At 66.4% G+C, this 11919-nt stretch carries 10 protein-coding genes; 4 read left to right on the forward strand and 6 right to left on the reverse strand.

Annotated features, from left to right (window positions below; translation table 11 throughout):
- Positions 1–53: 53 nt before the first annotated feature.
- Together AC1KAR_RS02760 and phaC are read right to left on the reverse strand one after the other, a co-directional pair.
- On the reverse strand, positions 54–1232 hold the full coding sequence (locus AC1KAR_RS02760; protein ID WP_480314422.1) for an acetyl-CoA C-acetyltransferase: 1179 nt from the start codon (positions 1230–1232) through the stop codon (positions 54–56).
- Between the two features lie 63 nt (positions 1233–1295).
- Positions 1296–2981: a class I poly(R)-hydroxyalkanoic acid synthase gene (gene phaC, locus AC1KAR_RS02765; protein WP_480314423.1), complete on the reverse strand. Its 1686-nt coding sequence runs from the start codon at positions 2979–2981 to the stop codon at positions 1296–1298.
- A 46-nt stretch (positions 2982–3027) separates the two neighbouring features.
- On the opposite strand from phaC, the gene AC1KAR_RS02770 reads away from it, so the two are divergent.
- Positions 3028–3366 (forward strand): hypothetical protein, encoded by a 339-nt coding sequence (locus AC1KAR_RS02770; protein WP_480314424.1) that lies wholly within the window; start codon positions 3028–3030, stop codon positions 3364–3366.
- On the opposite strand, the gene pgeF is transcribed toward AC1KAR_RS02770, so the two are convergent.
- The 3 genes from pgeF to AC1KAR_RS02785 are packed head-to-tail and all read right to left on the reverse strand — an operon-like array spanning position 3298 to position 5408.
- Positions 3298–4002, reverse strand: a complete 705-nt coding sequence (gene pgeF / locus AC1KAR_RS02775) for a peptidoglycan editing factor PgeF (protein WP_480314425.1) — start codon at positions 4000–4002, stop codon at positions 3298–3300. The two genes, AC1KAR_RS02770 and pgeF, sit on opposite strands and share 69 nt — an antisense overlap.
- Before the next feature lie 49 nt (positions 4003–4051).
- Positions 4052–4690 (reverse strand): maleylacetoacetate isomerase, encoded by a 639-nt coding sequence (maiA, locus tag AC1KAR_RS02780; protein WP_480314426.1) that lies wholly within the window; start codon positions 4688–4690, stop codon positions 4052–4054.
- A 10-nt stretch (positions 4691–4700) separates the two neighbouring features.
- Positions 4701–5408 carry a fumarylacetoacetate hydrolase family protein gene (locus AC1KAR_RS02785; protein WP_480317737.1) on the reverse strand — a complete coding sequence of 236 codons (708 nt, stop codon included), beginning with the start codon at positions 5406–5408 and terminating at the stop codon, positions 4701–4703.
- Between the two features lie 114 nt (positions 5409–5522).
- On the opposite strand from AC1KAR_RS02785, the gene AC1KAR_RS02790 reads away from it, so the two are divergent.
- The 3 genes from AC1KAR_RS02790 to AC1KAR_RS02800 all read left to right on the forward strand — a co-directional run bounded on the left by AC1KAR_RS02790 (position 5523) and on the right by AC1KAR_RS02800 (position 9846).
- Positions 5523–6068: an NUDIX hydrolase gene (locus tag AC1KAR_RS02790; protein ID WP_480314427.1), complete on the forward strand. Its 546-nt coding sequence runs from the start codon at positions 5523–5525 to the stop codon at positions 6066–6068.
- A gap of 18 nt (positions 6069–6086) precedes the next feature.
- Positions 6087–8294, forward strand: coding sequence for a type I secretion system permease/ATPase (locus AC1KAR_RS02795; protein WP_480314428.1), 2208 nt, complete (start codon positions 6087–6089; stop codon positions 8292–8294).
- Between the two features lie 82 nt (positions 8295–8376).
- The gene (locus AC1KAR_RS02800) at positions 8377–9846 is read left to right on the forward strand and encodes an HlyD family type I secretion periplasmic adaptor subunit (RefSeq protein WP_480314429.1); all 1470 of its coding nucleotides are present in this window, start codon (positions 8377–8379) and stop codon (positions 9844–9846) included.
- Here the strand turns inward: AC1KAR_RS02800 and AC1KAR_RS02805 are convergent.
- The gene (locus tag AC1KAR_RS02805; protein WP_480314430.1) at positions 9825–11807 is read right to left on the reverse strand and encodes a sensor domain-containing diguanylate cyclase; all 1983 of its coding nucleotides are present in this window, start codon (positions 11805–11807) and stop codon (positions 9825–9827) included. The two genes, AC1KAR_RS02800 and AC1KAR_RS02805, sit on opposite strands and share 22 nt — an antisense overlap.
- Positions 11808–11919 lie beyond the last annotated feature (112 nt).

Raw genomic sequence — 11919 nt, forward strand, 5'->3', positions numbered from 1 at the left:
CCGGCGACAACCCGGTCAACCGGGTTCCCCCCATAGCAGTGCAATTCCGCGGCTCAGCGCTCCACCGTCAGTGCAACGCCCATGCCGCCGCCGATGCACAGGCTGGCGATCCCCTTCTTGGCGTTGCGGCGCTGCATTTCGTGCAGAAGCGTCACCAGAATGCGGCAACCCGATGCACCGATGGGGTGCCCGATGGCAATCGCACCGCCGTTGACGTTGACCTTGCTCACGTCCCAGCCCATCTCGTTGTTGACGGCGCACGCTTGTGCAGCAAAGGCTTCGTTGATTTCGAGCAGGTCGAGATCGGCCGGCTTCCAGCCAGCGCGTTGCAGCGCCCGCTGCGACGCCGGGACCGGGCCCATGCCCATGAGGGAAGGATCGAGCGCGACCGTGGCAAAGCTCTTGATGCGCGCCAGCGGCGTGAGGCCCAGCTGATCGGCCTTCTTGGCGGTCATGACGAGCACCGCCGCGGCACCATCGTTGATGCCTGAGGCATTGCCGGCGGTCACGCCGCCGGCCTTGTCGAAGGCCGGGCGCAGGCCCGCGAGCGCTTCGGCATTGGTCTTGCGATTGATGAACTCATCGGCCGCGAAAACCAGCGGATCGCCCTTCTTCTGCGGGATGACGAACGGCACGATCTCGTCCTTGAACTTGCCGGCGTCCTGAGCGGCCACCGCCTTCTGCTGCGAGGCCAGCGCCAGCGCGTCCTGCGCTTCACGGCTGATGCTGTACTTCTTGGCCACGTTCTCGGCCGTGATGCCCATGTGGTACTGGTTGTACACGTCCCACAGGCCGTCGGTGATCATCGAATCGACGAGCTTCCAGTCGCCCATGCGCTGGCCGTCGCGCGAGTTGGGCAGCACGTGGGGCGCGAGGCTCATGTTCTCCTGGCCACCGGCGATGACGATCTCGGTGTCGCCGTCGCGGATAGATTGGGCCGCGAGCATCACGGCCTTCAAGCCCGAGCCGCACACGGCGTTGATCGTCAGGGCGGGCACCGACTGGGGCAAGCCGCTCTTGATGACCGATTGGCGCGCGGCGTTCTGGCCGGAGCCGGCGGTGAGCACCTGGCCCAGGATCACTTCGCTGATCTGGTCGCCTGTGAGCTTGGTGCGCTTGAGCAGGTCGGCGATCACGGCGGCGCCCAGTTCGGGCGCGGGCACCTTGGAGAGGCTGCCGCCGAACTTGCCCACGGCGGTGCGGGAGGCTGCAACGATCACGATGTCAGTCATGGTGTTCTCCTGTTTGTCGGGTCTGGGTGTGAGAGGTCTCTGCAGGAAGCGGGCCGGCTTGCGTCAGGCCTTCTGCTTGACGTAACGCCCCGGTGCGGGTTCGGTCGGTTTGTATTGTCTGTTGCCGGGTGACTTGGGCGCAGTCACTTGCTTGCCGGAATGGCCTTTGAGCCATGCGTCCCAGTCGGGCCACCAGCTGCCAGCTGTCTCGGTCGCCTTCTCGATCCACGCCTGGTGCGTGGCCGGCAGCGTGGCGCCGCCAATCCAGTGGCTGCGCTTCTTCTTGGCGGGCGGGTTGATGACCCCTGCGATGTGCCCCGAAGCGCCGAGCACGAAGCGGCACTTCGCGCCCTTGAGCACCTGCGTGTTGCGGTAGGCACCGTCCCACGGGACGATGTGGTCCTCCTTGGAGCCATACACGTACGTGGGTGTGGCGATGCGCCCCAGATCGACCGGCACGCCGCACACGCTGGTCTTGCCCGGTTTGACGAGGTTGTTCTCGAGGTAGGTGTTGCGCAGGTACCAGCAGTACATCGGCCCCGGCAGGTTGGTGCTGTCGCTGTTCCAGTAGAGCAGGTCGAAGGCAGGCGGCGTCTCGCCCTTGAGGTAGTTGCCCACCACGTAGTTCCAGACCAGGTCGTTGGGCCGCAAGGCACTGAAGGTCGAGGCCAGCTCCTGGCCCTTGAGCAGGCTGCCGCCGCCCGCGCTGTCGGGGCCGAGCGTGAGCTCACGCATCTGCACCATGGCTTCGTCGACGAAGAGATCGAGGACACCCGTGTTGGTGAAGTCCAGGAAGGTCGTCAGCAGGGTCATGCTGGCGGCCGGCTTCTCGCCGCGGGCGGCTAGCACGGCCAGCGCCGTAGCGAGGATGGTGCCCCCCACGCAGAAGCCGAGCGTGTTGATCGTCTTGGCGCCGGTGATGCCCTGCACCACACCGATCGCCGCGAGCGGGCCTTCGGTGATGTAGTCGTCCCAGGTCTTGCGGGCGATGCTCTCGTCAGGGTTGCGCCAGCTCATCACGAACACCCGGTGCCCCTGGTCGACCGCGTGGCGGATGAGCGAGTTCTCGGGCTGCAGATCGAGGATGTAGAACTTATTGATGCACGGCGGCACCATCAGCAGTGGCCGCTCGTAGACGGTCTTGGTGGTGGGCTTGTATTCGATGAGCTGGAACAGCTCGTTCTCGAAGACCACGCTGCCTTCGGTGACGGCCACGTTGCGGCCCACCTCGAACACCGATTCGTCCGTCTGCGACAGGTGCCCCTGCTGAAGGTCTTGCCACAAGTGCTTGATGCCCTGCGACAGGCTCTCGCCTTGCGTCTTCATGGCCAAGCCCATGGCCTCGGGGTTGAGCGCGAGGTAGTTGCTCGGCGAGGCCGCGGCCAGCCACTGCTGTACGGCGAAGCGCACACGCTGGCGCGTTTTCTCGTCGCCCTGCAGGCTCTCGGCCAACCGGGTCAGGGTGCGTGCGTTGAGCAGGTACAGCTCGGCGTTGAATGCCGACATGGGGTTGCTCGCCCACGACGGGTCGGCAAAGCGCTTGTCTTCGAGGTTCGGCTTGGCCGACGCCGCCTTGGCCGGGTTGACCACCCGGTTCCAGAGCTCGGTCGCCTCCCTGAGGTACTCGCCCTGCACTTCACTCAGGGCCGGGAATGGCAGGTTCAGATCGGTCAGGGCCTTGAACGCGACACCCACCGTTGAACCGTAGGCCTGCGCCGCCGGGCGTTCACTCGTTGTCTTGTTGCTCATGTGTCTCCTTGCGGGCTCGTATTGGCGGTGCCGGCAACGCTACAGTGTGCGCCGCAGCCTGCGTCACTTTCATGATCAGGCGGGTGAAAGAACAAAAATGTATCTCGTGGCCATCGGTTGGATGTTCGTGGTTGTGATGATGGCGGCCGCCGAAGCGATGAGCCCCGTCGGCACGGTATTGGGCGCCTTCTTCACGCTGATGCTGTACGGCGTGCTGCCGCTGTCGATCGTGCTGTACGTGATGGGCGCGCCCATGCGGCACCGCGCCCGCAAGGCCGCCGAGCGTGCGCAGGCCGATGCGTCGGCCGAGGCGGCGTCAGGTTCGCCAGATGGCAGCGGCCATGCGGCCGGTGATGCCATCGCGTCGGAACGAAAAGAACCTTGAGCGGCCGCCGTGGGTGTCACCGACGGTGCACCACTGGCCACCCGTGACCTGCCCCACGCCCAGCGCGGCCAGGCGGTCACGCGCGAGTAGCGGCAGGTTCGCAAGCCACTTGCCGGGCCGCAAGGGCTTGAAGCGCAGCTCATCGGCCTGCGCCGGATCGGCATTGAAACCTTCGAGAACATCGGCCCCCACTTCGAACGATGCAGGGCCAATGCAAGCTCCGAGCCAGGCGTCGATCTCGCTCGAGGCGCAGCCGCTTGCATCGCACATTGCCCGCACCGTAGCTTCGATCACGCCACCGGCCAGGCCTCGCCAGCCCGCATGCGCGGCCCCCACCACGCCAGGGCCGCACAGCAGCACGGGCATGCAATCGGCGATCTGCACCGTGCATGCCAAACCGGCCTCGGTGGTGATGCAGGCGTCGGCCTCTTGAACGGGCCGGCCGAGGTCAGCCTCGACCAGGCGCAGCACGCGCGTGCCATGCACCTGCTTCATGAATACCGGGCGCGCGCCGCCGAGCGCCTGCTCGAACCGCGCGCGGTTGTGCGCCACGTGAGCCGGGTCGTCGCCCACGGCGACCCCGAGGTTCATGCTGTCCCACGGGGCTGCACTGCAGCCGCCCGAGCGCGTGCTCATGAGGCTCGCGACGCCGGGTTGGCGCCAATCGGCCCTCAGCCAGTCTGGATCAGGCTGCATCGGGGCACGCCGAGGGCTGCGCCGCCTTGAACGCCTCGTGCTTCATGCACTCGTCGAACACGCGCATCACCTCGGGGACGTGATCGGTGCGGCAGTCCACGCGCTGGGCATTGAAGATCTGCGGCACCAGGATCACGTCGGCCATCGTGGGCGTGTCTCCGTGACAGTAGCGGCCAGTGGCAGGGTTGGCGGCGAGTTGGCGCTCCACCGTCTCCAGACCCGACTCGACCCAATGCCGGTACCAGGCGTTCTTCTGCTCCTCGCTCAGCTTCATCTCGTGCACGAGATAGCGCAGCACGCGCAGGTTGTTGAGCGGGTGGATCTCGCAGGCGATGTCGAGCGACAAGGCCCGCACTCTGGCGCGCCCCAAGGCATCTGCCGGCAGCAACGGCGGTTCGGGGTGGGTTTCGTCCAGGTACTCGATGATCGCGAGCGACTGCGTGAGAAGCTCGCCGCCGTCTTCGAGCGCGGGCAACAGATGCGCTGGCAGGAACTTGTCGTAAGGCGCCTTGAGATGCTCGCTCCTGACCAGGTGCACCGGAACATAGTCGTAGCTCAGGCCCTTCAAGGCCAGCGCAATGCGAACGCGGAACGACGCCGACGAGCGAAAGTAGTTGTAGAGCTTCAAGACAGGCCGCTCAGTTGGCGCTGATCTTGACCTGCAGCGTGCCCACACCGTCGATGCGGGCATGCAGCACATCGCCTTCGAGCACCGCAGCCACGCCTTCGGGCGTGCCGGTGAAGATGAGGTCGCCGGGCGCCAAATCCCACGCGGTCGAGAGCTGCTCGATGATCTCGGGCACGCTCCAGATCAGCTTGCCGATGACACTGCCCTGCCGGGGCGTGCCGTTCACGTCGAGCGCAATGCGCGTGGCCGAGTTGACATAGCACTGCGCCGCCGGGCGCACCGGGCCGATGGGCGCTGATTGATCGAAGCCCTTGCCAATGCACCAGGGGCGGCCGAGCTTCTTGGCCTCGCCCTGCAGATCACGCCGGGTCATGTCCAGGCCCACGGCGTAACCCCATACATGGCTCAGCGCGTCGGCCGCGCGGATGTCTCGCCCGCCCTTGCCGATGGCCACCACCAGCTCGACCTCGTGGTGCAGGTCGCGGGTGAGGCTCGGGTAGCGCATCTCGCCCACCTCGCCCTCGGCCACGGGCAGCACGGCGTCGGCCGGCTTCATGAAGAAGAACGGCGGCTCGCGCCCGCTGTGTCCCATTTCGATGGCGTGGTCGACGTAATTGCGGCCGACGCAGTAGATGCGGTGGACAGGGAACTGAGCCCCCGGCTCGGTGCCGGCAACAGGCACGGCGGGCGTGCGGGGCACTTGCAGCACGTAGGTCATCGGCGGCGACTCCAGGGTGGGCAGACGCATTCGATGATGCCACGCGGGCACACACGTTGCCGAGGCAGGGCTTGCGCCTACACCCATTCCTCGCACACGCTCTAAACTGCCCCGATGTTCACCCCACGCAGCTTCAAACACTGCAAGGCCTGCGGCTCGGCAGTGGAGTACACGATCCCCGCCGACGACAACCGCGAACGCGCCACCTGCACGGTGTGCGCGACGGTCCACTACGAGAACCCGCTGAACGTAGTCGGCACCGTGCCGGTGTGGGGCGAACAGGTGCTTCTGTGCCGCCGCAACATCGAGCCGCGCCACGGGTTCTGGACGCTGCCCGCAGGTTTCATGGAGATCGGCGAGACCACCGAAGAAGGCGCCGTGCGCGAGACCGTCGAAGAGGCGGGCGCCCGCATCGAGCTTCAAGGCCTGTTCAGCCTGCTGAACGTGGCCCGCGTCGGGCAGGTGCATTTGTTCTACCGCGCGCGCCTGCTCGACACCGAATTCGACCCCGGCCCCGAGACCATCGAGGTCCGGCTTTTTGCTGAAGACGAGATCCCATGGGAAGAACTCGCCTTCCGTACTGTGCGCGAAACCCTCAAGAGCTATTTCGAGGACCGGCGGCAAGGCTGCTTTGGTCTGCATTGTGGCGACATCGCCTGAGCGAACACACCCCACACGATGCCCAATACCGGACCTGGACCCCACCCTTCGCAAGCCGCTGCTGCAGGCGGTGCCACCACGCACCTGCGCGAAGACCTCATCAACCCCGACCCGCTTCTCGACTGCCTGGTCGAGGTGTGCCGCCTGCACGGCCAGGCGGCCTCGCGAGCTTCGCTGTCGGCGGGGCTGCCGCTGGGCAACAACGGCAAGGGCCTGCTCACGCTCGATCTGGCCGAGCGCGCCGCCTCGCGCGCCGGCATGTCGGCCAAGCTGCAGCGTCTGTCGCTGGACCGGATCAACGCGGCCTCGCTGCCGGCGATCCTGGTCCTGCGAGACAACCAGGCCTGCGTGCTGATGGGCTGGGAGGCCGGTGGCGAGATCGCCCGCGTGCTGCTGCCCGAGACCGGCCAGGGCACGGTCAGCATCGGCCGAGGTGAACTGGCGGCGCTCTACACCGGTGTGGTGCTGTTCGTGCGCCCTCATTTCCGCTTCGATGCGCGCACGCCCGAAGTACGCAACGTCAAGGTCAAGCACTGGTTCTGGGGCGCGATGGTCGGCCAGCGATTCGTCTACCGCGACGTGCTCTGGGCCGCGCTGCTCATCAACATGTTCGGTCTCGTGTTCCCGATGTTCAGCATGAACGTCTACGACCGCGTGGTGCCGAACAACGCGACCGAGACACTCTGGGCGCTGTCGGTCGGCGTGGTGCTCATCATGTGCGCCGATGTGTTCATGCGCAGCCTGCGCAGCCACTTCGTGGACGAGGCGAGCGCGCGCATCGACGTGCAGATCTCCTCGCGCCTGATGGAAAAGGTGCTCGGCATGCGGCTCGAGAACCGGCCCGAGTCAGTGGGCTCGTTCGCATCGAACCTGCGGGGCTTCGAGCAGATGCGCGACTTCATCGCATCGTCCACCGTCACGGCACTGATCGATCTGCCCTTTGCGCTGATCTTCATCCTGGTGCTTGCATGGATCTCTCCCTGGCTGGCGATCCCCGTGGTGGTGAGCTTCGCTCTGATACTCATCATGGGTTACGTGCTGCAGTACCGCCTGCACGAGCTGGCCCAGACCACCTACCAGGCCAGCGCGCAGCGCAACGCCACCCTGGTCGAAAGCCTGACCGGCATCGAGACCATCAAGTCGCTGGGCGCCGAAAGCGTGGTGCAAGCCAAGTGGGAGCGCGCGAACATCTTCCTCTCGCGCACCAACGTGAAGATGCGCGAGATGTCGTCCACCGCCACATCGCTGACCGGCTGGCTGTCGCAGGCCGTCACGGTGTCCATCGTGATCATCGGCGTCTACCTGATCGGCCACCGCGAGCTGACGATGGGCGCGCTGATCGCAGCGTCGATGCTCGCCGGCCGGGCGCTCGGCCCCGCAGGCCAGATCGTGGCCCTGCTGATGCAGTACCAGGGCGCACGCACCGCGCTCGAATCGCTCGACAAGATCATGGAGAAACCCGTCGAGCGGCCGGTGGGCGGCAACTTCATCCAGCGCCCCCTGCTGCGCGGCGACATCGAGTTCCGCAACGTCAAGTTCAGCTACCCCAACCGGCAGGATTCAGCACTCGACGGCCTGAGCTTCAAGATCACCGCCGGCGAACGCGTGGCGCTGATCGGCCGCGTGGGTTCGGGCAAATCGACCATCCAGCGGCTCATCATGGGCCTATACCAACCGACCGAAGGCGCGGTGCTGCTCGACGGCATCGACCTGCGGCAGCTCGACCCGGCAGACGTGCGGCGCAACCTGGGCTACGTCTCGCAGGACGTGACGCTCTTCTACGGCACCCTGCGCGAGAACGTGACCTTCGGCCTGCCCTACGCCGACGATTCCGCGATCGTGGCAGCGGCCGAACTGGCGGGCATGTCGAGCTTCATCAACCGGCACCCGCGCGGCTTCGACATGCCGGTGGGCGAGCGGGGCGAATCGCTCTCGGGCGGGCAGCGCCAGGGCATCGGGATCGCCCGCGCCGTGCTTCACAACGCGCCCATCCTGTTGCTCGACGAACCCACCAGCGCGATGGACTTCACCACCGAAGCGCAGATCACCCAGAACATCACCCACTTCGCGCACAACAAGACCGTGGTGCTGGTCACGCACCGCACCTCGCTGCTGTCGCTCGTGACGCGTGTGATCGTGATCGACGGCGGCAAGATCGTGGCCGATGGCCCGCGCGACCGGATCATGGAAGCCCTCTCCACGGGCCGCATCGCGAGGGCCGCATGAGAATGACCGCCACCCAGTCGCTCCGCTCCTGCCCGGCAGGCCGTGCTGGGCCAGAGGCCCAGCTCTTCGCGAGGTGCAACGCATGAGCCCAGAGACTCCAGAGCAGCCGCAAGGCCGCACCTACGCGCAGCTAAGCAGGGCCGGTAACCGGGTGCTGGCCGTGCTGGAGAAGGTGCGCGTCGCCATCACGCCGCTCACCGATCGCGTGTTCGGCGGTTCGGCCACCGACCCCAACGCCGCACAGGCAACTGGTTTTCGCAGCTTCGAGAACCAGGCCGACGAAGTCATGTCGCGTAGCAAGACGCAGCGCGCCCAGAAGATAGTGCGGGCTTCGGTGGTGGTGGTACTGCTGCTCCTGCTCTGGGCGGGGCTCGCGCAGGTGGACGAAGTGACGCGCGGGGAAGGCAAGGTCGTGCCGTCGCGCCAACTGCAGGTGTTGCAGTCGCTGGATGGCGGCGTGGTGTCGGAGATCCTGGCCAAAGAGGGCCAGGTGGTCGAAGCCGGCCAGTTGCTGCTCAAGATCGACGAAACGCGTGCCACGTCCGGCGTGCGCGAGAGCGCGGCGCAGGGCTTCGCATTGCGTGCGCGCCAGGCCCGCCTGAGCGCACTCGCCGACGGCGCCGAGTTCCAACCACCCGCGCTGACCAACAACGACCCCGAGGAGGCGCGAATCCTCCAGGGCGAGCGAGCCTTGTACGAGGCCAAGCGCACCGAGCTGTCGACCATGCTGTCGATCAACAACCAGCAGTTGCAGCAACGCCAGCAGGAGCTGGCCGAGATGCGCTCGCGCAAAAGCTCGGCCGAACGCTCGCTCGATCTCGGGCAACAGGAGCTGGCCAAGACACGCCCGCTGCTCGCCACGGGCGCCGTGAGCGAGGTCGACATCCTGAGGCTGGAGCGCGAGGTCTCGCGCAGCCGTGGTGAAGCCGAACAGTCCACGGCGCAGATCGCCCGCGTGCAGGCCGCCATCGGCGAGGCGCAGCGCAAGGTCCAGGAGACCGAGATCGCCTTTCGCAACGAGGCGCGCAAGGAGCTGGCCGAAGTGGTGGGCAAGCTCAACGCGCTGAACGAAGGCCAGGTGGCGCTGACGGACAAAGTGGAGAAGTCGCAGGTGAAGTCGCCGGTGCGGGGCCGGGTGCAGCGCCTGCTGGCCAACACGGTGGGCGGGGTGGTCCAGCCCGGCAAGGACATCGTCGAGATCGTGCCGCTCGACGACCAGCTCGTGCTCGAAGCGCGCATGGCGCCGAAAGACATCGCCTTCATCCGCCCCGAGCAAAACGCGCTGGTCAAGTTCACCGCCTACGACTTCTCCATCTACGGCGGGCTCGAGGCCAAGGTCGAGAACATCAGCCCCGACACCGTGATCGACGAGAAGGGCAACGCCTACTACCTGGTGCGGGTGCGCACCACGCGCTCGAACTTCAGCGAGAAGCTGCCCATCATCCCGGGCATGACGGCCGAGGTGGACGTGCTCACTGGTCAGAAGTCGGTGCTGTCGTACCTGCTCAAGCCGGTACTCAAGGTGAAGGCCTACGCGCTGCGCGAGCGCTGAGCTGCACCGGCCGTGCCGGCGAGAACACAGCGGTTGCGGCCGGCGTCCTTGGCGGCATACAAGGCAGCATCGGCGTCGGAGATGAACGCCGAGGCGTCCTGGTTCGGCTGCGCGACGGCGGCCTTCACACCCAGACTCACGCTGAGCGGCACGCGGCCACCGCGATAGATGAACTCGATGCCCTCGACCGCCTTGCGGATGCGCTCGGCCACGTCCATGGCATGCGCACCGTCCGTGGCGGGCAGTACCACCACGAACTCCTCGCCGCCGTATCGAGCCACGAGGTCGGTGGAGCGGCCGACGCAGGTGGTGAGCGCAGCAGCGACCAGCCGCAGGCATTCGTCGCCACCCAGGTGGCCGATGCTGTCGTTGATGCCCTTGAATCGATCGATGTCGATGAGCAGCAGCGCCAGCGGCAGGCCAGTGCGCGCTGAGCGGTCGAGCTCCTTGCCCAGCACCTCGTCGAAGTAGCGGCGGTTGTGCACCTTGGTGAGTGCATCGGTCACGCTGAGCTTGGCGAGCTGCACGTTGGCAAGCTCCACGTTCTCCATCGCGCGCTTGAGTTCGGCGGTGCGGTCGAGCACGCGCAGCTCCAGGTCTTCGTTCGCCTTGCGCTGCACGTCCAGCGCGTGGTCCTGCGCGCGGATCTTCTCTTCACGCTCTTGCTCGACCTTGCGCGCCAGCACCAGGGCTTCGCGCTGCGCACGCATGCGGCTGCTGCGTTCGCGCTTGATGCGGTCGGCCAGCGCGATCGACAGCAACACCGTCTCGACGACGAAGCCGATGTGCTGCGAGTTCGTCACCAGCAGGTTGCCCTCGATCACACCGGTCAGGAACAACAGCGTGACCGAGGTCGCCGCGATGAGCGCGCCCCAGGCGATGGCGAAGTACAGCGCGATGCGGCTGCCGCGCACGGCGAGGTAGACGGTGGTGTACAGGGCGAGCACCCCAGACACCAGGCCACCGACGCTGACGCACACCGACAACGCCATGCCGCTCGTGAACGCGCTCATCACCGTGCAGCCCACGAAATAGCACAGCAACCCGAGGTTGATCACGTTCAGGTGCCGCTTGGCCTGCCGCAACTCCAGCAGGTGGCGCACGAAAACCGTGGCGGTCAGGAAGCTCATGCTGGCAAAGAACAGATAGCCGCGCTCGCGCAGCGGCTCGATGCCACCCCAGACGTAATGCAGGCCGTACCCGGTGACCGCCAGCTCGTACAGGATGATCGAGATCAGGTACGCGCTGTACCAGCCGTAGCTGGCGTCGCGCGTGAAGACGAAGAGGCTGAGGTTGTAGAAGAACATCACCCCCAGGATGCCGAACAGCAAGCCCATGAACAGGGCATCGTTGCGGCTCTCGGCGTTGAAGGCTCGCTCTTGCCAGACCTCCATGGGTGCCGCGATCTGCGCCTCTGAATCGAGACGGATCAGCAAGGTGGCTTCGGCCCCACTCTCGAGCGCGAGCGGGAATGGTGCCTGCGGGCCAAAGAGCGTCTGGTGGGTGGGCGGCCGCGCGCTGCCGGCCTTGAACGACGCCAGTTCGCGGCCACTCGCCGCATCGAACAGGTGGTAGTCGACCCACTTGATGAGCGGTGAGCCGATCGAGAGCAGCCAGCGCACCTCGGGCCCCGCCTCGTTGCGCAGCTTGAACCGTACCCACACGGGGTGGGCCTGGATGCCCAGGTTGAACCGCTCGTTGGCGTAAGTCAGCCACCGGGACTCAAGCTCGGGTGACAGGACCCGACCCGGCGTCAGCCCTTCATCGGGTCCTTCCATCAGGTACTCGATCCCGCGGCCGATGGGCCGGGAGGTCTCGCCCTGCTGGAGCACCACGGTCAGCGCGGGGGCCGCGAACGCCCCGCCCGCACCCGCCAGGGCTGCCAGCGCCAGAACGAATACCGCGGCCATGCGCAGCGCACCACGCACAGACCGATTGATTGCAGGGACGAACAATGCCACCCCAGGATTGTCTGGCGGTCGCGCCGGGCAGGCCAGCCACTACTTCACGCCAACACCGACAGCGAGAAGGTGAAGACCCTAGTTACAAGTGCGGCTCAACAGAACGCCCCTG

This window comes from Piscinibacter sp. PDB1-1, from assembly GCF_056675995.1.

Excerpts from the sequence above, each read along its gene's own strand:
- AC1KAR_RS02760 (WP_480314422.1), bottom strand. The coding sequence starts at position 1,232 with ATGACTGACATCGTGATCGTTGCAGCCTCCCGCACCGCCGTGGGCAAG.
- phaC (WP_480314423.1), bottom strand. The coding sequence starts at position 2,981 with ATGAGCAACAAGACAACGAGTGAACGCCCGGCGGCGCAGGCCTACGGT.
- pgeF (WP_480314425.1), bottom strand. The coding sequence starts at position 4,002 with ATGAGCACGCGCTCGGGCGGCTGCAGTGCAGCCCCGTGGGACAGCATG.
- AC1KAR_RS02785 (WP_480317737.1), bottom strand. The coding sequence starts at position 5,408 with ATGACCTACGTGCTGCAAGTGCCCCGCACGCCCGCCGTGCCTGTTGCC.
- AC1KAR_RS02790 (WP_480314427.1), top strand. The coding sequence starts at position 5,523 with ATGTTCACCCCACGCAGCTTCAAACACTGCAAGGCCTGCGGCTCGGCA.
- AC1KAR_RS02795 (WP_480314428.1), top strand. The coding sequence starts at position 6,087 with ATGCCCAATACCGGACCTGGACCCCACCCTTCGCAAGCCGCTGCTGCA.
- AC1KAR_RS02800 (WP_480314429.1), top strand. The coding sequence starts at position 8,377 with ATGAGCCCAGAGACTCCAGAGCAGCCGCAAGGCCGCACCTACGCGCAG.